The sequence below is a fragment of the Serratia sp. HMSC15F11 genome (assembly GCF_001808215.1).
Lineage (GTDB): Bacteria > Pseudomonadota > Gammaproteobacteria > Enterobacterales > Enterobacteriaceae > Serratia > Serratia nevei.
In genome coordinates this window covers 69,566-89,786 of record NZ_KV792497.1, presented here as the reverse complement: position 1 = coordinate 89,786, position 20,221 = coordinate 69,566, and the positions used below count along the sequence as shown (strand labels likewise).

The window sequence follows — 20,221 nt, the reverse complement described above, 5'->3', positions numbered from 1 at the left end:
CGGTTTAGCAAGGCAATGAAATAATATCCGACGCCTACGACAAAATGCTGGATTTGGCGGATAACCTCGGAGAGTGGCTGCAACAGGCGCCGCTGAACCTGGACGACGAACAGCGCGAAGGGCTGAGCTTCTTCCTGGCAGAGAATAAGGACGCACTGGGTCTGATTTTGCGCGGCGCATCACCGGCGGAAACCGGCAAAAAACCGACGGAAGCGAAAGCGAAAAAAGCGCTCTCTAACTCAAAAGAGGGATCTGCGTCAGAAAAGCAAGCGGCATAATGACTTATGTTGCGGTGTTGTGATGAAAAAGGATCTAAAATGAGCCGTGAAATAACTTTCTTCAGCCGCTTTGAGCAAGACATTCTGGCCGGGCGTAAAACCATCACCATTCGGGATGCCAGTGAGTCGCACTTCGAACCGGGTGAGGTATTGCGCGTAAGCCGCAATGAAGACGGCGTATTTTTCTGCTTTATCGAAGTGCTGTCGGTAACGCCGGTGCGCCTGGATGCGCTGACCGAACGCCACGCACAGCAGGAGAACATGTTGCTGGGCGAGCTGAAGCAGGTGATCAAGGAAATCTATCCGGGCCTGGATGCGCTGTTTGTCATCGAGTTCGTCAAACGGTAACTCTTTGCCGAAACCCTGTTGTGAGCCAGGGATGGGCGCCCGGATAGCGCTAATCACAACGGGAGGACATATGAAAAAAACGGGTTTGGCTATCGCCTTGTTGGCCATGATGGGAGCATCGACTGCGGTGTGGGCGCAGGATCAAGAGCAACGCACCGCCAAGGTGGGGCAGTGTGCCGGTCTGCAGCCGGCGGATATTGCCGCTCAGGTCAAGCGTGATTTCTTGCAGAACCGCATCACGCGCTGGGAGGCGGACAAAAAGCTGCTGGGCACCGCAACCCCGATCGCTTGGGTCAGCCCGGATGCCATCACCGGCAAGGATCAGGTGTGGCAGGTGCCGCTGACGGTGCGGGGTACCAAGATGGATAAAACCTACAGCGTGACACTCAACTGCAACACCGGCGAGATTGCCTACAGCGCGCCGCAGTAATACTTTCCCGTAATAAAAAGCCCGCCGATCGGCGGGCTTGATACATCAAGACGCGGTCAGTCGCTAAACGGGATCACCAACTCACCCGGTTTCACTTCCAATCCCTTCGCCAGTTTTTTCGCCAGCGCTTCGGTTTTGCTGTTGTCAGGATTCAGCACATAAGCCGGCTTTTGGTCGAAGTAAGACTTCAGCGACTGGTTCAGGTATGGCGTCAGCGCTTTCATCACCGTCTGCATTTTTTCCGGCTGCACGCTGTAATCGGTCAACTCCATATCCTTCAGGTAAATGGCGCCCTGCGCACGGTCGTAAACCGGCTGCGCTTTCAGCGTCAGCTTCAGGTCCGCCACCTGCGGGCCGAGAATCGACGTGATGTTGACCTTGGCGTCGCCGGAAAGGGTGACTTTACCCGGTTCGCTGCGACCGATCTGGCTTTGCAGCTGAGTCAGCACGATGTTGGCGTCCACCAGGCCGGGCACGCCGATCTGCTTCTGATAGTCGTTGTGTTTCTGCAGGTAATCATTCACTTCCTGCTCGCTCAGGGTGTATTGGGTCAGTTGATTGCAACCGGCCAATACGCCGGCGAACAGCAGGGCGGCTGCGCCCATCAGGATCTTCTTCATTCATGCCTCATTGCGACTGCTGGCGAAAAGTGCTGCAGATAATTGATTAATCATTATAAACGTTCCGCCTGCGAGTGAAAACGGCAGGCGGCGATGTGCAGAGGATAGTGCGCGCAAAAGCGGGCGAGACCTATCGGATAACGCCGAAAGCGTCAGCGCCGCAGCCGCAGCGCCAAGAGCACCACGCCGGCCAGGCAGGCTGCGCCCCCCAACAGCGGGAACAGCGGAATGCCCCACAGCCGCAGCGACGAATGCATCAGATAAGGCGCCAGCCCCAGGGCAAAAGCGGCGGTAACGATGGCGATGGCCAGGGTCACGGCGGCGCGTTCCAGCGCTTTGCTCAGCTGGCCGAGGTTACTGACGTTGATATCGGCATTGAGTCGCCCGCGTTTTAGGCGGCGAACCAATAGCCGCAGAGTTTGCGGCAGCTCTTCTCCGGCATCGAGCGCTTCCCCACCCAGGGCCAGCAGCCGCTGGCGCACGGCGTCGGGGGCGTAGCGCTGCAGCACCGTTTGTTGCAGCATCGGCTTGAGCGTGGCCACGATGTCGAAGGCCGGATCCAGCCGATGCAGTACGCCGTCGGCGGTGATTAATGCCTTGAACAGCAGCACCAGATCGGGCGGCAGCGCCAGCTGGTGTTCGCGCGCCATCACCAGCAGGTCGGTCAAGGCTTTACCCAGCGTCAGGGTGGCGGCGGCCTGTTTGTCGAGAAAGTTTTGTGCCGCCAACTCCAAATCCATCAGGTCCAACGGTTCGCTATCCGACCAGGCGATCAGCGTGTTGACGATCCCTTCGGACTGGCGATCGGCGATGGCCTGCAGCAGCAGGAGCAACTGGTTACGCCGCCGCTCGGACAGCTGGCCCACCATGCCGAAGTCGATAAAACCGACGCGGTCACCGCTCAGCGCCATGACGTTGCCGGGGTGCGGATCGGCGTGATACAGCCGATGCTCCAGCACCATGCTCATAAAGGCGCGGGCGCCGCGTTGCGCCAGCAGCGGGCCGTCAAAGCCCGCCGCCGCCAGCTTTTCAGGGTTTTCCGGCGCGGTGCCGGGCAAGTATTCCTGCACTAACAGGCGGGGCGAAGAGTATTGCCAATAGATTTTCGGCACGACCACGTCGGGTTGACGCGCGAACATCCCGGCAACGCGGTCGCAGTTATGCCCTTCGTGGGTCAAGTCCAGCTCGTGATTGAGCGCCGTTGCCAACGCTCTGACCATCTGCCGCGGCCGATAACGCGCCAGCGCCGGGCTCTGCTGCTCCACGCTCTCCGCCAGCGAGGCCAGCAGCCGCAGATCGGCGTGGATGGTTTTCGCCAGACCGGGTCGCAACACTTTTACCACTACCTGTTCGCCGCTGTGCAAGCGCGCGCGGTAGATTTGCGCCATCGACGCCGCGGCCAGCGGCGTGCGATCGAATTCGGCAAATCGCTGCTCGGGCTCGCCACCCAGATCGGCGATGATTTGCGGCGCCAGCGTTTCCCATGGCAACACCGCCGCCTGGCTGTGCAGGCGATCCAGTTCGTCGGTCCAGGCCGGATCCAGGAGGTCAGAGCGCGTGGCCAGAATCTGGCCGAATTTGACGAAGGTGGGGCCCAGCGCCTCGAGCGCTTCACGCAGCCGCTCAGGCAGGGTTTGTGCATCCTGCGGGGCGGCTCCGCCGCGGGCGCCGCGTAACAAGGCCCCCAGGCCCAGCAGGCGCAAAACGTCTTGCAGACCGTAACGAATCAGAACGGAGGTTATTTCCTTCAGCCGCGCCCGGTCGCGGGCGGTGGCGAGCACCATTTTCAACATCAGTACGCCATATCCTTATTTGTCATTCTCGAACGTTATTGTTCCATATCCAGCAGCAACGGCACCTCGCTGCGCTGCGCCATGCGGTTGCGGTAGGCTTCCACGTTGTCCGGCAGCGCAACTCCGGCGACGATCGATAACGAGCGCAACAGCGGGAACAGGTGAATGTCGTCCTCGGACAGCTCACCGTTTACCGCGTCGGTGGAGACGATCAGCGGCGACAGCGTTTGCAGGTCGGCTTCCAGCTCGGCGATCAGATCGGCACTGTTGGCGAGATGCTCGGCAAAATCACCAATAGCCGCCTGTTTCTTATCAATAAAGTAGCGGCGGGCGCTGTCGGTGGCAAACTCTTCGAAATCGGCATGCGCAATACGCGGCAGCAGCAATTTGGCGCTGTAACTGTCGACCCGCTGCAGCCACTCGGCAATGGCCGGATTGGTGCTGCCGGTCAGCACCGGCTTGCCGTCCAGGCGATCGACATAGCGCACGATATCCAGGCTTTCCGGCATCGCTTCGCCGTCGTCTTTGACCAGGATCGGCACCATTTTTGCGCCGATCAGGTTGACCGGGGTCGTCTCATCGTCGTTGAGCAAGGTGACCAGCCGAATCGGCTGGCGCTTCAGGCCAAAAATCATGCGGGCTTTAACGCAGAAGGGGCAATGATCGTAAATGAACAGTTTCATGCTTGCTCCGGGTTGTCAGGTTTTAACAGCAATAGTTACCACAGCTTACCGAGGCTGTCTTGAAGCGCGTGTGTTGGATGGTGCGTTATTGCGACATTGCCCGCGCAACAGGCGCGGGCGAGGGGCGTTATTTCTTGGTCGGTACCGAGTTGAGCACATCGATCAGGTGAATGCGGGCCTGTTCCAGATCGACCTGATCGCGCTCGTTGGCGGCGGAGACGACCTGCAGCTGTTTGATGATATCGCTTTTCAGCGCGCTGTCGCCGGCGATGATGTGGGCCAGCGCTTTTTCCACCAGGGTAGAGCGCGCATAAATCATGCGCAGGTTCAGTATCATATGTTCGAGCAGTTGCGGTAACTTCGCTTCTTCAATCATGCCTACGGGCTCCTGTGGGTTTTTACTAACAGGATAGCAGCTGTTGCCGATTCGGCCGGATTTCTATGGCGTTAACCGCCGGGAAGCAGCATTGACGCACTGCGCCGCGGGCTGAACTGCCAGTACAGTGCCAGCAACGTAGCGAAGCCTACTGCCCCCAGCAGCAACCAGGGCAGCTCCGGCATGTTCATCGTCCGCCCGGTATCGTACATCCAACCGCCGCCGGTATAACCCAACGCGCCGCCCAGCGCCAGACCCAGGCGGCTAAAGCCCATATAACTGCCGCGCGCACGCGGATCGGCCAGCGAAGCGCTCAGCGTTTCGCGCGCCGGTTCGGCGATGATCGATCCCAGATAGAAGCAACAGATCAGCGTGAACACGCCCTGCAAACTGGTGGCGAGACCGATCGGCAGCAGGCTGAGCGTCATCAGCAACAGGCCCGCCATCAGGCGCTGCTCAAGCCGGAAGTGTTTTTCTCCCCAACGCGCCAGCGGATAGAGCAGCGACAACGACAGCGCCGCTTCAATCGCATACATCCATTTCACCGCCGCCGGTGAACCGGCGATTTCGTTGACCACGATCGGCATCATCAGCATCACCTGTACCGCTAACATGTAATAACCGGTCAGCGTCAAGACATAGGTGAGAAAGCGGCGATCGCGCAGGACCCGCAACATGCCTTCCTTCATCGGTATGCGCACGGTAGAGATGCGGTAAGCCGGCAGTAGCCAGGCATTCCAACCGGCGGCCAGCACGAAGATCGCCGCCCCGACCCAGCAGACAAAGTGAAAATCGTACTGCAGCAGCCAACTGCCGATCAGCGCGCCGACCACCGCGCCGGCGCTGTCCTGCATCATCAGCAGCGAGAAAAAGCGGCCGCGCTCGTGCGGACGGGTCAGTTTGATCACCAAAGCGGTACGCGGCGGATCGAATAACGTGCCGCCGAGGGCGGAAAGCGCACAGGAGAACCACAGGATCCAGGGCTCATCGGCCATCGCCATGGTGGCGAACCCGGCGGCGCGCAGCAACATGCCGGTAACGATCATCGGCTTGGCGCCGAAACGATCGGCAATGGCGCCGCCAAAGATGCCGAGCCCTTGTTGCAACAGCTGGCGCAAACCCAGCGCGATGCCGACGATCAGCGCCGCCCATCCTAATTGATCGACAAAGCGGATCGAAATAAGCGGAAAAACGACAAAGAAGCCTAACACCACCAGCAGGTTATCGAGCAACAGAAAATATTTACCCAAGCTGCGCGCTTGCGACACCAGAGACATGCTTCACCATGAGCATTCAAGAAAGAAGGGGAGACAGCTGTTCCATTCTCTACCCAATTCCCGTACGGCGACAGGGGTGGCATAGATAATATTTTTTTATCGTCAAGGTGTTACCTGGGCTGCAAAATTGGCGGAAAAACGCCGTAAAACGCGTATTCGGCGATTTACTGAGCGGCCGGGATTTTACCTCGGGGGCGGGCTACGGTTATATTGAATGCAGGGAAGCGCAGTTCTGCGGCGCTATTGGCAAAATAAAACCATGGCAAAAGCTCGACACAGGATAATGATCCGCTCGGCTTCCTAATAAATACTTCTTATCGAACCGTTTTGACTGCGGGGGAAATGATGTTCGGCTATCGCTCTGCATCGCCAAAAGTACGTCTTACAACCGACCGGATGGTGGTCCGTTTAGTGCATGAACGGGATGCCTATCGCCTGGCGGATTATTATGCCGAGAACCGGACCTTTCTCAAACCCTGGGAGCCGGTGCGCGACGAAAGCCACTGTTATCCTTCCGGCTGGCAGGCGCGCCTGGGCATGATCACCGAAATGCAAAAGCAGGGCAGCGCCTACTATTTTATCCTGCTCGATCCGGAAGAGCAGGAAGTGCGCGGCGTGGCGAACTTCAGCAACGTGCTGCGCGGTTCGTTTCACGCCTGTTTCCTCGGTTATTCGCTGGGGGAGAAATGGCAGGGACAAGGGCTGATGTTCGAAGCCTTGCAGTCCGCTATCCGCTATATGCTGCGCCAACAGCGCATGCACCGCATCATGGCCAACTATATGCCTCACAACCAGCGCAGCGGCGCACTGCTGACGCGTCTGGGATTCGAACGTGAAGGTTACGCCAAGGATTACCTGCTGATCGACGGCAAGTGGCAAGACCACGTTTTGACGGCATACACCAATAAAGAGTGGCTACCCGAACGTTGAGGCCAAACGATGAAATATGAATTGAACGCCAAAGAGGCGCGGGTCATCGGCTGCCTGTTGGAAAAACAGGTCACGACCCCGGACCAATACCCGCTTTCGCTTAACGCCATTACCCTGGCGTGCAACCAAAAAACCAACCGCGAGCCGGTAATGGATATGAGCGAAAGCGAGGTGCAGCAACTGCTCGATCTGTTGCTGCGCAAACATTTCCTGCGCACACTCAGCGGGTTCGGCAATCGGGTAGTCAAGTACGAACAGCGGTTTTGCAACTCCGAGTTCGGCCAACTGAAACTCTCGCCGGCCGAACTGGCGGTGATCGCCACCTTATTGCTGCGCGGCGCGCAAACGCCGGGCGAGCTGCGCACCCGCACCAACCGGATGCACGAGTTCAACGATGTCAGCGAGGTCGAACAGGTGCTGCAACAGCTGGCTACGCGCGAAGATGGTCCGTTCGTGGTGCGCCTGGCGCGTGAGCCGGGCAAACGCGAAAGCCGGTTCATGCATCTGTTCAGCGGCCAGATTGATGAAGCGCCGGCGGCGCTTGAGTCTGAGGACGACGGCGACCTGAGCGCCAGGGTCAGCGCATTGGAAAACGAAGTATCGGAATTGAAACGGCTGGTGCAACATCTGTTGGCGAGGGATACGAATGACTAAATTGCGTGTGGGCGTGGTGGGATTGGGCAGTATTGCGCAGAAGGCTTACCTGCCAATCCTCAGCCAGGCGGCGGATTGGACGCTGGTGGGCGGTTTTTCGCCCAATCAGCAAAAAGCGCAGTCGCTGTGCGACAGCTACCGCATGGCCTGTTTCTCCCGTCTGGACAGCCTGGCCGAACAGTGCGACGCGGTCTTTGTCCACAGCAGCACCGCCAGCCATTTTTCCGTGATAGGCGAGCTGCTGAACCGCGGCGTGCACGTTTACGTCGATAAGCCGCTGGCGGAAACGCTGGAGCAGGGCGAGCAGTTGCTTGAGTTGGCCGAGCGGCGAGGCAAAACGCTGATGGTGGGGTTCAACCGCCGTTTCGCGCCGCTTTACCGGCAGCTCAAACAGCAAATGAATCAGCCCGCCTCCATTCGCATGGATAAACATCGGGCGGACAGCGTCGGCCCGCACGATCTGCGTTTTACCCTGTTGGATGATTACCTGCACGTGGTGGACACTGCGCTGTGGCTGGCGGGCGTTGGCGAACAACTGCTGAGCGGCAGCTTGTGCGCCAACGCCGCAGGCGAAATGCTGTACGCCGAGCACCACTTCGCCTGCGGGGGCACGCAGGTGACGACCAGCATGCATCGCCGCGGCGGCAGCCTGCGCGAAAGCGTGCAGGCGGTGACCGACGGCGCGCTGTATCAGTTGACCGATATGCGTCACTGGCTGCGTGAAGATGCGCAGGGCGTGTTGGAACAGCCGGTGCCGGGCTGGCAAAGCACGCTGGTGCAACGCGGCTTCGACGGGGCGGTGCGGCATTTCCTCCGCGCCGTTGCCAACCAGAGCGCGCCGGAAACCGGCGGCGAACAGGCGCTGGTCGCCCAGCGGGTGGTCGAGCGCTTACTGCGGGATAACTCTATGTAACATATGGCGGTAGCTATTCTTTTCCGGATGCGTAAACTGAGCCGATTGTTTCACTGACGCCTGCTGTAGCAGGCGTTGATATTTACGGTACCTATCAGACAACCACATGAACCTACTCAAATCCTTGGCTGCCGTCAGCTCGATGACGATGTTTTCGCGGGTGTTGGGCTTTGCCCGCGATGCGATCGTCGCGCGCGTGTTCGGGGCCGGCATGGCAACGGACGCCTTCTTCGTGGCGTTCAAACTCCCTAATCTGTTACGCCGTATCTTTGCCGAAGGGGCGTTTTCGCAGGCCTTCGTGCCGATCCTGGCCGAATACAAGAGCCAGCAGGGTGAAGAGGCGACGCGCACTTTTATCGCCTATGTCTCCGGGCTGCTGACGCTGGTGCTGGCGGTGGTGACGGTGTTGGGGATGCTGGCTGCGCCCTGGGTGATCTACATTACTGCGCCGGGCTTTACCGATACGCCCGACAAGTTTGCCCTGACGTCGGCGCTGCTGCGCATCACGTTCCCCTATATTCTGTTGATCTCACTGGCGTCGCTGGTGGGGGCGATCCTCAATACCTGGAACCGCTTCTCGATCCCGGCCTTTGCGCCAACGCTGCTTAACGTCAGCATGATCGGCTTCGCGCTGTTCGCGGCCCCGTATTTCAATCCGCCGGTGCTGGCGCTGGCCTGGGCGGTGGTGGTGGGCGGCGTGCTGCAGCTGGGGTATCAGCTGCCGCACCTGCGCAAGATCGGCATGCTGGTATTGCCGCGCCTCAAGCTGGGCGATGCCGGGGTCTGGCGCGTGATGCGTCAGATGGGGCCGGCGATCCTCGGGGTGTCGGTCAGCCAAATCTCGCTGATCATCAACACCATTTTCGCTTCGTTCCTGGTGTCCGGCTCGGTATCCTGGATGTACTACGCCGACCGCCTGATGGAGTTTCCTTCCGGTGTGCTGGGCGTGGCCTTGGGCACCATCCTGCTGCCGTCGCTGGCCAAAAGCTTCTCGAGCGGCAACCACGATGAGTATTCGCGCCTGATGGATTGGGGGCTACGCCTGTGCTTCCTGCTGGCGTTGCCGAGCGCCATCGCGCTCGGCATTTTGGCCAAGCCGCTGACCGTTTCGCTGTTCCAGTATGGCAAGTTCAGCGCCTTTGACGCGGCGATGACGCAGCGTGCGCTGGTGGCTTACTCGGTAGGGCTGATGGGGCTGATCGTGGTTAAAGTGCTGGCGCCGGGCTTCTATTCGCGGCAGGACATCAAAACGCCGGTCAAGATCGCCATCATCACGCTGATCATGACGCAGGTGATGAACCTGGCGTTTATTGGCCCGCTGAAGCATGCCGGCCTGGCGCTGTCAATCGGTTTGGCGGCCTGTCTGAACGCCTCGCTGCTGTATTGGCAGCTGCGCAAACAGAAAATTTTCCAGCCGCAGCCGGGTTGGGCGCTGTTCCTCACCAAGCTGGTGATCGCCGTACTGGTGATGTCGGCCGTGTTGATTGGCGTGATGTGGCTGATGCCGGCCTGGGATCAGGGCAACATGCTGGAGCGTTTGCTGCGCTTGGCTGCGGTGGTGGTGGCCGGTGTGGTGGCGTACTTTGGCGTGCTGGCCGGGTTGGGCTTCCGCCCGCGCGATTTTGCGCGCCGGGTCGCTTGAGCCAAAGGTAAGCATACAAAAAAGGTCGCCTAGGCGACCTTTTTGCTTTCTGGGCGGCGCAGTTTACATGCGTTCGACGGTTTCGATGCCCAGCGTATCCAGACCGGTTTTCAGCGTTTTCGAGGTCAGCAGCGCCAACTTCAGGCGACTCTGACGCGCTTCTTCGCTGTCGGCGTTAAGGATCTGGCAGTGCTCGTAGAAACCGGAGAACAGGCCGGCCAGATCGTACAGGTAGCTGCACATGACGTGAGGCGTGCCTTCACGCGCGACGGTGGTGAGCACTTCTTCGAACTGCAGCAGGCGGGTGGCCAGCGCAATTTCGCGCTCTTCGGTCAGCGTCAGCGGCAGCGTCAGGCTGGTTTCGTCGATGCCGGCGCGTTTGAATACCGATGCCACACGGGTATAGGCGTATTGCATATAAGGCGCGGTATTGCCTTCGAAGGCCAGCATGTTATCCCAGTCGAAGACATAGTCGGTGGTGCGGCTTTTCGACAGATCGGCGTATTTCACCGCGCCGATACCGACCACGCGGGCCACGGTTTTCATTTCGTCTTCCGGCATATCCGGATTTTTGCCGGCGATCAGCTGTTCGGCACGTTCGATGGCCTCATCCAGCAGGTCGGAGAGCTTCACCGTACCGCCCGAGCGGGTTTTGAACGGCTTGCCGTCTTTGCCCAGCATCATGCCGAACATGTGGTGTTCCAGCGAGACGGACTCCGGCACGTAACCGGCCTTGCGCACGATGGTCCACGCCTGCATCAGGTGCTGATGCTGACGGGAGTCGATGTAATACAGGACGCGATTGGCACCCAGGGTTTCGTAGCGATACTTGGCGCAGGCGATGTCGGTGGTGGTGTAGAGGTAGCCGCCATCCTTTTTCTGGATGATGACGCCCATCGGATCGCCGTCCTTGTTCTGGTATTCGTCGAGGAACACCACGGTAGCGCCTTCGCTTTCCACCGCCAGCCCTTTGGCTTTCAGATCGGCGACGATGCCCGGCAGCATCGCGTTATACAGGCTTTCGCCCATCACGTCGTCTTCGGTCAGCGTGACGTTCAGGCGGTTATAGGTCAGCTGATTTTGCGCCATGGTGATGTCGACCAGCTTGCGCCACATTTTCAGGCAGTACTGATCGCCGCCCTGCAGCTTCACGACGTAAGCGCGCGCGCGCTCGGCGAACTCGGCATCTTCGTCGTAATGCTTCTTGGCTTCGCGGTAGAACTGTTCCAAATCGGACAGGCCCATGTCGCTGGCGTTTTCATTTTGCATTTTTTCCAGGTAGGCAATCAGCATGCCGAACTGGGTGCCCCAGTCGCCGACGTGGTTGGCGCGGATCACTTTATGGCCCAGAAACTCTTGGGTACGTGCCGCGGCGTCGCCGATGATGGTGGAGCGCAGGTGGCCGACGTGCATCTCTTTCGCCACGTTCGGCGCGGAGTAGTCGATTACGATAGTTTGCGGCTCAACCGGTGCGATGCCCAATTTCGGTGCGTTCAGCACCCGATCGGCCTGGCGCGCGACCCAGTCGCTGTTCAGGAAAATGTTGATAAAGCCGGGGCCGGCGATTTCCACTTTAGCGGCGACGTCGCCGAGATCCAGCAGTTGCACCACTTTTTCCGCCAGTTGACGGGGCGGCATGCCCAGCTTTTTGGCGACGGACATCACGCCATTGGCCTGGTAATCACCAAACTGCGCCTTGGCGGATGGGCGGACCTGCGCTTCGCAATCGGCTGGCGCGCCAGCGGCGATCAGCGCCTGGCTGACTTTATCTGAAAGAAGAACCTGAATATTCACCGGGTTACCTTAATGACGAACGAGGGGCTGAAGCCAACCCCTGTGGGATTCAACGGTGGCGGGCACGATGGGCGACCTCCACAAAACAGCCTGCAATTGTAACCGATCTGACGGAGCCCGTCAGCAGTTGGCGCGGCCGCAGCGATGAAACTGTTGTCGGGTGCGGCGCGTTGATGGCCGAAAGCGGAAAGGCAGGATGAATGAAAGAAAACGTGTAGCGGAGAGGATTAGGAGACTAACGTTTTTTATTGTGGCGTCTGGCATCCAGCGTGTTGGTGCTGCGGGATTTAAAATGACGGTAGATGGCGTATACGGCGATAATTATCAACACCAAGGAAATCGTCAGTAATAACATAATAATCATCTCGAATTTAAATTTCCTCCAAAGTAGCTGAGTTGCCTCGATGAATCAATTGCTCGGGGTTAAATTAAGATAATCCTTAGATTTTTATCGGTTTTTGGATTTTATTGTCTTTTTTTACAATAGGTTGTGCATCGTATTTTGTGCGGCTTTGATGAGTGGGAAAGACTTGAGTAAGCCAACCTATTCAATCAGTTTGACCTGCATGCCATGTACGATTTTGTGTAAAATAACTTAAATCATAGCGTCATGATAAAAGGGTTTAATGAACTGCGAAAAATCTTATTTTTTATTTTTTTTTGTTGATTTTATAAGCTGTCATATTAATAAGTTCTCAGGTTTCTATTCCCCATGCACACAGTCGAAAATCATTCTTAACGGTAACCGAAAAACCTCGCAACGGTGGCGAGCGCTGCCGCCACCGTGTAAATTACGGCGTTTCACATGCGTTCCGTTGTTTTGAGGTTTCTATGATCACCCCCTTGCAGGCCATTGCCGAGCTGGACGACCTGGTGCTTGACCTGCCGCGTTTCGAGCAGGCATTGCATCAATTTGCCGCCAAATTGCGGCTCGATCTGGCCGCGTTTACCGCCGATCACATCTCTCTGCGCTGTCATCAGAACGCCACTGCCGAACGCTGGCGCCAGGGGCTGATGCAGTGCGGGACACTGCTGTCCGAGTCGATGATCAACGGGCGACCTATCTGTCTGTTCGATTTGTCGCAGCCGCTGGCCGTGGGGCCGTGGCAGATAGACTGCGTCGAGCTGCCGTATCCCGGGGAGAAACGCTATCCGCACGAAGGCTGGGAACACGTCGAATTAGTGCTCAGTGGCGATCCGCAGACGCTGCACGCTCGGGCGTTGAGCCTCCTTGCCGATGAAGCGCTGCTGACCCCGGGGATCAAACTGAAGCAAAGCTCGCCAAAAGGCGAGGGCGAACGGCTACCGAACCCGACGCTGGCCATCACCGACGGAACGGTGACGCTCAAGTTTCATCCTTATTCCATTCGAGATATCGTCGCCAGCGAGCAAGGTTAGCCAGGCAGTGCCGCACAGGCTCGCGCCATGCGATCGAGCGCTTCATCGAGCAGGGCCCACCGGCAACCAAAGTTAAGCCGCACAAAGCGCCGATCGCCGAAATCCAAACCGGCGCTTAATCCTACGCCCGCACGTTCGAAGAACTGATGCGGGTTGTCCACCGGTAAAGCGCTGCAATCGATCCACGCCAGGTAGGTGGCTTCGATTGGCAAAACCGTCAACCCCGGCATGGCGTTGATGCGCTTGGTCAGCCGATCGCGATTGGCACGTAGATAAATCAGCTGCTCGTCCAGCCAAGGCTGCCCGTATTGATAAGCCGCCTGCGCCGCCACCAGCGCCAGCAGATTGACCTCCGGCACGATGCCGCTGCGCGCGCGTTTCAGCCTTTGTCGCAGCGCTTCGTTGGGAACGATCGCCAGTGAAGCGCCCAGCCCGGCGAGATTAAACGTTTTTGACGGCGACATCAGCGTCACGCTGCGTTGGGCCGCATCGTCATTCAGGGTGGCGAAAGGGGTATGCCGCACGCCGGGTTCAAGCAGCAGCTCGCAGTGGATTTCATCGGAACAGACGATTAAATCGTGTTCGCGAGCGAACTGATGGTGCTGCAACAGCTCATCCCGGCGATAAACGGTGCCACCGGGATTCTGCGGGTTGCACAGCAACAGGAGCTTCTCGTTGCCGCTAAGCCGATCACGCATCGCGGGGAAGTCCAACACCCAACGTTGGCCTACCGCCGTTAGCGGCACCGAGAGGTGTTTACGCCCGGCGAATTTAGCCGCTTTGCGAAACGGCGGATAAATGGGAGAGGGGGCCAGCGTGCTCTGGTGTTCTTCGGTGCAGGCGCGCACGCACAGGTTCAGACCGCACACCAGACCAGGCAGGAAAATGATCCATTCGGGCTTGATGTGCCAGCCGTAGCGCTCTACCATGCGGCGGGTAAAAACCTCAATAAGATCAGGGGATGGCTGGGTGTAGCCGAATACGCCGTGCGCCACGCGGCGCTGCAAGGCTTCGATCACCGCCGGCGGTGAGGTGAAATCGCTGTCGGCGACCCAAAGCGGAATAATGTCGCGGTCGCGATATTTATCCCACTTAACGCTGTCACTGTGACTGCGGTCTACCCATTGATCAAAATTGAATGCCATAGTTACAACCCTGAGCCGGTTTATGCCTAAGCATGAGCCTACGTGAGAAATGAAGAAATGAACAATTGCCGCCGTATGTTGGCCGTTATCTGGGGGTGACAATGATAAAACTGGAAGTTTGTTGCTTTAGCGTCGACTGCGCGCTGACGGCCGAACGGGCAGGCGCCGATCGCATCGAGTTGTGCGCCAGCCAGAGCGAGGGGGGATTGACGCCGAGCTATGGCACGCTGCGTCTGGCGCGCGAGCGGGTTGCGATCCCGGTGCATCCGATCGTTCGTCCTCGCGGTGGCGATTTCTGCTACGGCGCGGTGGATTTCGAGGTGATCAAACAGGATCTCCGCCAGATCCGCGAGATGGGGTTCCCCGGCGTAGTGGTCGGCATGCTGGACGAAGAAGGGCACATCGATCTGCCGCGCATGCGCGAAGTGATGAAGCTGTGCGAGGGCATGGCGGTGACGTTCCATCGCGCGTTCGACATGTGCCAGAATCCGATGGTGGCGTTGGAACAACTGACCGAGCTGGGCGTGGCGCGCATTCTGACCTCCGGCCAACAGCAGAGCGCCGAACTGGGCCTGCCGCTGCTGCGCGATTTGCGCCAGGCCAGTCACGGCCCGGTGATCATGGCGGGTGCCGGCGTGCGTCTCAGCAATCTGCACAAGTTTGTCGATATCGGCCTGCATGAACTGCACAGCTCTTCCGGCCATTTGGTGCCGTCGACCATGCGTTACCGCAAGGCGGGCGTCACTATGTGCTCCGATAACGAGTTTGACGAATTTAGCCATTATTGCGTGGATGGCGAAATGGTGGAGGCGATGAAAAACGCGCTGGCCTTGGTTGATCCCCTGGCGCAAAGCGCATAAACACGCAGCTAACCGCGTTTGAAAACCGGTTTCCGGGCCGTAAGACCCCTTTGCGTGTCACTGAGCTCTCGGCGATTGCGCAAGTACCAAGCCCCGGCGTTTTGCCGGGGCTTTTTTTATGTTTTGCAAAGACGCGGTGTCCGTTTAAAGGCGGTTTCTCGGTCGAACTGTCCCCCATATCTTCTTGTGCTCGCCATGCCCTGCTGATAAGTTTGTGAGTTAAAATCCTTTAAATATCATCATATTAAATGATTTTTTGGTATTTATTGCCGTGGTGAATGATTTGCGTTCTGCCGCTCGTCACCGCGCCGGTATTTTTACCTGTTCATCGCCTGCCTTATGGCCGGAACATCACAGCATCAATTGAGGAGAGCCGTCGGCGCAGCCGCAGGGCGCGTTAACGGCGGACTAAACAAGGAGATAACGATAATGATCCGAACGGCACACTGTTTGAGCGCGGCGCTTTTACTGACGTTGGCCCTGAGCGGCTGCCAGACCGCCAAGCGACCTGTTTCTACATTAAGCCAGCCGCCCAGCGCAGAAGAAATTGCGGAACAAGACAAACGGCAGCGTGAGGCCGAGCGCATGCAGCAGTGCCAGCGCGAGTTGGATGCCATGCGCGGCATGGATAACGAAAAATACCAAAAATTCAAACGTGAATTCGATACCTTGATGGGCGGCGCCGCGCAGTATGCCGGGGTACGCCAGCGGGTCAACACGGGCACGCAGGAAACCGTCGATGCCCTGTATCGTTATCGCACCAGCCGTCTTTGTGCGGACATCAGTTCTGCCATGATGACCGGCCTGGCTGAGCGCGGAGAACGTGCCCAATGACCCCTCGTGCAAGAAAGGCATTACTGAGCCTGATGATACCGCTGGCGTTTGCGCCCGTGGTGGCCGGGGCGGATGACGATGTGCCGGCATTATTGCAGTTTGCCGAGCGTTACCAGCGCCAGGACGCGCCGGCAGCCGAGACCGTGGTTACCCCATCCCAGGAAAGCCAAAAGCCGGCGTCCCGGCCGGTTCAAACTCGTGAAACGAGCTCACAGCGAAAGCAACTGGCGCAGTTGCAAAAGACGCTGCGCGAGAAAGAGACTCGCTTGGAGCAACAGCAAGCCGCTCTTCAATCCCTGCAGCAGGAGCTGACCGCGTTGCGGGTTGCGTCGTCCCTGACCGCTGCCGATAAACCGACGCCGGTGCCTGATTTGAGCGCGTTGAGCGACTTCGCCAGCGGCGTAAGACAGGCGCTGAACCTGACGCCGCAGGAGCGCAAGGCTCAGGCGCAGATCGCCGAAGCGCAGGCGGCGTTAGCGCGGCAAAAGCAGCAAACCGAGGAGCGCGACCGGCGCATTGCCTTGCTGGAACAACGGCTGGCGGCGTTGCCTGAGCAGGCGGATAAGGCTTGGCAGGAGAAACTGGCGGCGGCCAAGACCACCAACGATAAAGCTCGCCAGCGTTATGAGCAGGATAAAAAAGCGGCCGCCGCTGAGCTGGAACAGCAGAAGGCCGAGGCTGCCAGGCTGACGGGCGAACTTCAGCAGCAGCTGGCGCAGCTGCAGAAAGAGCGTGATGGTCAACGCCAACAGGCCGAGCAACAAGAGAAAAGCCTGAAGACGGCGCTGGAACAGCAGAAGGCCGAAGCCGCCAAGGCGATAGGCGAACTTCAGCAGCAACTGGCGCAGCGGCAGAAAGAGCAGGATGTCCAACGCCTACAGGCAGAGCAACAAGAGAAAAGCCTGAAGACGGCGCTGGAACAGCAGAAGGCCGAAGCCGCCAAGGCGACGGGTGAACTGCAGCAGCAACTGGCGCAGCTGCAGAAAGAGCGTGATGGCCAACGCCAACAGGCAGAGCGGCAAGAGAAAAGCCTGAAGACGGCGCTGGCGCAGCAAAAGGCCGAAGCCGCCAAGGCGATAGGCGAACTGCAGCAGCAGCTGGCGCAGCTGCAGGAAAAAAACAAGACGCAAACCGAACAGGCTAAGGCGCTGGAACAACGCCTGGTAACGGCAACGACAGAAAGTGCGCAGGCTGTGCAGCAGCGAGATAAAGCGACGCAGCAGGCGGATAAAACGGCAACGGAGCTGGCGGCCGCCCATCAGGCGCAGCAAGCCTTGCGTGAGGAACTGGACGGGCTGAGATCGCGGGCCAAATGGCTGCCGGATACGCAGTCGCTCAAGAAAAAACCGGAGCAACAGAGCTATGCTGCCGGTGTCGCTTTGGGGCGCGATATTCAAACGATGCTGGCGGAGCGTAAAAATTGGGGCATCAATCCCGATAAGATCGTGCTGCTGGCGGGCGTGATCGATACCTTCAACGGCCATTACCAACTGAGTGATGCGCAGTTGCCCCGCGCGCTGGCGGAGTCGGAAAAAGCGGTGAACGATGCCAGAAACCAGGCGGCTAAGGTGCAGACCAGCAAGGGAGAGGCCTTCGTCACCGAGTTCAAAAAGAAGAAGGGCACGCAGAAGTCGCCTTCCGGTTTCTGGTATCGCATCGATTATACGGGTGATGAAACCATTAAGGAAAACGCGCGGGTGGACATCGTGGTGAAGGAAAGTTTAACCGATGGCAGCGTGATTCAGGATATGGATCGCAGTGGGAAGGTGATGTCACAGCCGCTCTCCGCCTATCCGCCGTTGTTCCGCGAGGCAATCGGCCATCTGAAAAACCATGGCTCGCTGACGATGGTGGTGCCGCCGGCGTTGGCGTACGGTGAAACGGGCTATGCGCCGCAGATCCCGCCGAACGCGACCATGGTGTATGAGCTGCGGATTGTCGATGTCGACAACGGGTAAATTCGGGCCGGCGCAGGCCGGCCCGATATGCGAACGCTAGGGTTTTTTGGCGGTCAGCACGGCGCGCAGGGGCGCCGGATAGCCTTCGATCGTTTTGCTGCGATCGTTCGGATCGAGAAATTCGGCCAGCGACTCGCTGGTCATCCAGTCGGTGCGGCGCTGCTCGTCGAGGCTGGTGACGCACATATCGGCGATCTTCACGTCGACGAAGCCGCACTTCTCCAGCCAGCATTTCAGCGCCTCGGCGGAAGGGATAAAATACACGTTGCGCATCTGCGCGTAACGATCGCCCGGCACCAGCACCTGGTGGCGATCGCCTTCCACCACCAGCGTTTCCAGCACCAGTTCACCTTCAGCCACCAGCTGATTTTTCAGCTGATAGAGATGATCGAGCGGCGAGCGGCGGTGATACAGTACCCCCATCGAGAACACGGTGTCGAATGCCGCCAAATCCGGCAGCTGCTCGATGCCGAGCGGCAGCAGGTGGGCACGCTGATCGCCGCCCAGCAGTTTGCGCACGGCTTCAAATTGACACAGGAACAGCTGCATCGGATCGATACCCACGGCGAAGTGTGCGCCGGCGCCGATCATGCGCCACAGGTGATAGCCGCTGCCACAGCCGACGTCGAGAATGGTGCGGCCGGCCAGCGGAGAAATGTGCGGCAGCACGCGATCCCATTTCCAATCGGAATGCCATTCTGTATCGATATCGATGCCATACAGCGAGAACGGCCCTTTACGCCACGGCATCAGGGTGCGCAGCATTTTCTCGATGCCCTCGAGCTGGCCCGGCGACAGGGCTGGCTCCATCTCGGCGCGTACGCCGTGCAGCAGATCGAGGCGGGTGGGGGTCAGCGTCGGCAAATGTTCGACCGAGTTGAACCACTGTTTGAATTTGCCGTGCAGCGATTCGCGTTGCCAGGCGCTGAGCTGCGCAGGCAGGGTGTCCAGCCAATGGCTGAGGGGGCTTTTGGCAATGTGCTGATAGAAGTCACCGAACTCGATCATTGCGCATCCCCCGCTTTCAGGGCGATCAGCGAACCGAAGTTGAAACATTGGAACCACACTTCGGCATGCTCGAACCCGGCTTGATGCAGGCGCGCCTTGTGCGCCTCTACCGAGTCGGTCAGCATCACGTTTTCCAGCATGCTGCGTTTTTGGCTGATCTCCAGCTCGCTGTACCCATTGGCGCGTTTGAAATCGTGATGCATGTTGAACAGCAGTTCGCCGACTTCGGCGTCTTCAAAGCTGAACTTTTCCGACAGCACCAGTGCGCCGCCCGGGCGCAGGCCGCGATAAATTTTCTCCAGCAGGCGCAGGCGATCGGCCGGTTCGAGGAACTGCAGCGTAAAGTTCAGCACCACCATCGAGGCGTTCTCGATGTCGATGTCGCGAATGTCGGCTTCGATGACGCTGACCGGCGTCTCAGCGCGGAAGGCATCGATATGGCGGCGGCAACGTTCTACCATCGCCGGTGAATTGTCGACGGCGACAATATTGCAGCCGGGCACCTTGATATTCCGCCGCATCGATAGCGTCGCCGCGCCCAGCGAGCAGCCCAGGTCATACACCCGGCTGTCGGGTTGCACAAAGCGTTCGGCCAGCATGCCGATCATCGAGATGATGTTGGAATAGCCGGGAACGGAGCGTTGGATCATGTCCGGGAACACTTCGGCAACGCGTTCGTCGAAGGTCCAGTCGCCCAATTTGGCGATGGGGGCGGAGAAAAGGGTATCGCGGTTTGGCATAGCGGCAAATCAGTTCAGAATTCGAAGCTGCGTAGTCTAACAGAAAAGCGCAAAAAAGCGGAGCGGAAGCAGGCGGCGCGGCCGCCTGATGATAAAACGGGATCAATGCAGGCTAAAAATCAGATCCCAGGGCAGATAGAAGATATTTGCCAGAACCATCAACAGCAAAGAGATATAGGTCGCGGCCATGCCTGAACGGCGCCAGCGAACCTCGCGGTTGCGCAAACCGTAGTAATGCACCAGCCGCCCGGCCATCAGCATCAGGCCGCAGAGGTGTATCATCCAGATTTCCGCGCCGTTCATCTCCATGATCACCAGCAATACGGCAGCGATCGGAATGTATTCAACGGCGTTGCCATGCACGCGGATGGCGGTCTGCAATTCGTAGAAACCGCCGTCTCCGTAGGCTACGCGGTACTGCATCCTTAATCTGACTACGTCATAAGAGAGTTTGATCAACAACAATGCGCTGAGCACCACATAAAGCGCGCTTACCATTTTTAACTCCGTTCCCTAACCAAAACTGGCAGCCAGCATCAT

At 58.6% G+C, this 20,221-nt stretch carries 21 protein-coding genes; 11 read left to right on the top strand and 10 right to left on the bottom strand.

The window, feature by feature from the left end; all coding sequences use genetic code 11:
* The first annotated feature begins 44 nt into the window (after positions 1–44).
* From HMPREF3138_RS20125 to yebF, 3 genes are all read left to right on the top strand, one after another.
* Positions 45–278, top strand: a complete 234-nt coding sequence (locus tag HMPREF3138_RS20125) for a YebG family protein (RefSeq protein ID WP_070559257.1) — start codon at positions 45–47, stop codon at positions 276–278.
* A gap of 39 nt (positions 279–317) precedes the next feature.
* The gene (gene yqfB / locus HMPREF3138_RS20120; RefSeq protein ID WP_038877094.1) at positions 318–626 is read left to right on the top strand and encodes a N(4)-acetylcytidine aminohydrolase; all 309 of its coding nucleotides are present in this window, start codon (positions 318–320) and stop codon (positions 624–626) included.
* 70 nt (positions 627–696) lie between these two features.
* Positions 697–1,056 (top strand): protein YebF, encoded by a 360-nt coding sequence (yebF, locus tag HMPREF3138_RS20115; protein WP_038877096.1) that lies wholly within the window; start codon positions 697–699, stop codon positions 1,054–1,056.
* Positions 1,057–1,112: 56 nt separating this feature from the next.
* Here the strand turns inward: yebF and HMPREF3138_RS20110 are convergent, their stop codons facing one another.
* The 5 genes from HMPREF3138_RS20110 to mdtH form a co-directional block, all read right to left on the bottom strand.
* Positions 1,113–1,676 (bottom strand): lipoprotein, encoded by a 564-nt coding sequence (locus tag HMPREF3138_RS20110; RefSeq protein ID WP_038877098.1) that lies wholly within the window; start codon positions 1,674–1,676, stop codon positions 1,113–1,115.
* Between the two features lie 152 nt (positions 1,677–1,828).
* On the bottom strand, positions 1,829–3,469 hold the full coding sequence (locus HMPREF3138_RS20105) for an ABC1 kinase family protein (RefSeq protein WP_038877101.1): 1,641 nt from the start codon (positions 3,467–3,469) through the stop codon (positions 1,829–1,831).
* A 35-nt stretch (positions 3,470–3,504) separates the two neighbouring features.
* Positions 3,505–4,152, bottom strand: a complete 648-nt coding sequence (gene grxB, locus HMPREF3138_RS20100) for a glutaredoxin 2 (RefSeq protein ID WP_038877103.1) — start codon at positions 4,150–4,152, stop codon at positions 3,505–3,507.
* Positions 4,153–4,279: 127 nt separating this feature from the next.
* The gene (locus HMPREF3138_RS20095; protein WP_038877105.1) at positions 4,280–4,528 is read right to left on the bottom strand and encodes a hypothetical protein; all 249 of its coding nucleotides are present in this window, start codon (positions 4,526–4,528) and stop codon (positions 4,280–4,282) included.
* A 71-nt stretch (positions 4,529–4,599) separates the two neighbouring features.
* Positions 4,600–5,805, bottom strand: coding sequence for a multidrug efflux MFS transporter MdtH (gene mdtH, locus HMPREF3138_RS20090; protein ID WP_038877106.1), 1,206 nt, complete (start codon positions 5,803–5,805; stop codon positions 4,600–4,602).
* 345 nt (positions 5,806–6,150) lie between these two features.
* On the opposite strand from mdtH, the gene rimJ reads away from it, so the two are divergent.
* From rimJ to murJ, 4 genes are all read left to right on the top strand, one after another.
* On the top strand, positions 6,151–6,735 hold the full coding sequence (gene rimJ, locus HMPREF3138_RS20085) for a ribosomal protein S5-alanine N-acetyltransferase (RefSeq protein ID WP_038877348.1): 585 nt from the start codon (positions 6,151–6,153) through the stop codon (positions 6,733–6,735).
* A 9-nt stretch (positions 6,736–6,744) separates the two neighbouring features.
* Positions 6,745–7,389, top strand: a complete 645-nt coding sequence (locus tag HMPREF3138_RS20080) for a YceH family protein (RefSeq protein WP_038877107.1) — start codon at positions 6,745–6,747, stop codon at positions 7,387–7,389.
* Positions 7,382–8,302, top strand: coding sequence for a Gfo/Idh/MocA family protein (locus tag HMPREF3138_RS20075; RefSeq protein ID WP_038877108.1), 921 nt, complete (start codon positions 7,382–7,384; stop codon positions 8,300–8,302). Before HMPREF3138_RS20080 ends, HMPREF3138_RS20075 begins: the two co-directional genes overlap by 8 nt.
* A gap of 106 nt (positions 8,303–8,408) precedes the next feature.
* Complete coding sequence (gene murJ, locus HMPREF3138_RS20070; RefSeq protein WP_038877110.1) at positions 8,409–9,944, top strand: murein biosynthesis integral membrane protein MurJ; 1,536 nt, start codon at positions 8,409–8,411, stop codon at positions 9,942–9,944.
* 63 nt (positions 9,945–10,007) lie between these two features.
* Here the strand turns inward: murJ and argS are convergent, their stop codons facing one another.
* On the bottom strand, positions 10,008–11,738 hold the full coding sequence (gene argS, locus HMPREF3138_RS20065; protein ID WP_038877112.1) for an arginine--tRNA ligase: 1,731 nt from the start codon (positions 11,736–11,738) through the stop codon (positions 10,008–10,010).
* 831 nt (positions 11,739–12,569) lie between these two features.
* Here argS and HMPREF3138_RS20060 point away from each other — a divergent pair.
* Positions 12,570–13,136 (top strand): VOC family protein, encoded by a 567-nt coding sequence (locus HMPREF3138_RS20060; protein ID WP_094460761.1) that lies wholly within the window; start codon positions 12,570–12,572, stop codon positions 13,134–13,136.
* Here HMPREF3138_RS20060 and HMPREF3138_RS20055 read toward each other — a convergent pair.
* Positions 13,133–14,281: a MalY/PatB family protein gene (locus HMPREF3138_RS20055; RefSeq protein ID WP_038877113.1), complete on the bottom strand. Its 1,149-nt coding sequence runs from the start codon at positions 14,279–14,281 to the stop codon at positions 13,133–13,135. The genes HMPREF3138_RS20060 and HMPREF3138_RS20055 overlap by 4 nt on opposite strands.
* Before the next feature lie 101 nt (positions 14,282–14,382).
* Here HMPREF3138_RS20055 and cutC point away from each other — a divergent pair, with 101 nt between their 5' ends.
* The 3 genes from cutC to HMPREF3138_RS20040 all read left to right on the top strand — a co-directional run bounded on the left by cutC (position 14,383) and on the right by HMPREF3138_RS20040 (position 17,933).
* Positions 14,383–15,141, top strand: a complete 759-nt coding sequence (gene cutC / locus HMPREF3138_RS20050) for a copper homeostasis protein CutC (protein ID WP_038877351.1) — start codon at positions 14,383–14,385, stop codon at positions 15,139–15,141.
* 429 nt (positions 15,142–15,570) lie between these two features.
* The gene (locus HMPREF3138_RS20045) at positions 15,571–15,975 is read left to right on the top strand and encodes a hypothetical protein (RefSeq protein ID WP_038883866.1); all 405 of its coding nucleotides are present in this window, start codon (positions 15,571–15,573) and stop codon (positions 15,973–15,975) included.
* Positions 15,972–17,933, top strand: coding sequence for an FKBP-type peptidyl-prolyl cis-trans isomerase N-terminal domain-containing protein (locus HMPREF3138_RS20040; protein ID WP_038877116.1), 1,962 nt, complete (start codon positions 15,972–15,974; stop codon positions 17,931–17,933). The genes HMPREF3138_RS20045 and HMPREF3138_RS20040 overlap by 4 nt, the downstream gene beginning before the upstream one ends.
* A 36-nt stretch (positions 17,934–17,969) precedes the next feature.
* On the opposite strand, the gene cmoB is transcribed toward HMPREF3138_RS20040, so the two are convergent.
* The 3 genes from cmoB to HMPREF3138_RS20025 all read right to left on the bottom strand — a co-directional run bounded on the left by cmoB (position 17,970) and on the right by HMPREF3138_RS20025 (position 20,179).
* Positions 17,970–18,941, bottom strand: a complete 972-nt coding sequence (gene cmoB, locus HMPREF3138_RS20035) for a tRNA 5-methoxyuridine(34)/uridine 5-oxyacetic acid(34) synthase CmoB (protein ID WP_038877118.1) — start codon at positions 18,939–18,941, stop codon at positions 17,970–17,972.
* The gene (cmoA, locus tag HMPREF3138_RS20030; protein WP_038877120.1) at positions 18,938–19,681 is read right to left on the bottom strand and encodes a carboxy-S-adenosyl-L-methionine synthase CmoA; all 744 of its coding nucleotides are present in this window, start codon (positions 19,679–19,681) and stop codon (positions 18,938–18,940) included. The genes cmoB and cmoA overlap by 4 nt, the downstream gene beginning before the upstream one ends.
* A gap of 102 nt (positions 19,682–19,783) precedes the next feature.
* On the bottom strand, positions 19,784–20,179 hold the full coding sequence (locus HMPREF3138_RS20025) for an MAPEG family protein (RefSeq protein WP_038877122.1): 396 nt from the start codon (positions 20,177–20,179) through the stop codon (positions 19,784–19,786).
* Between the last annotated feature and the right edge of the window lie 42 nt (positions 20,180–20,221).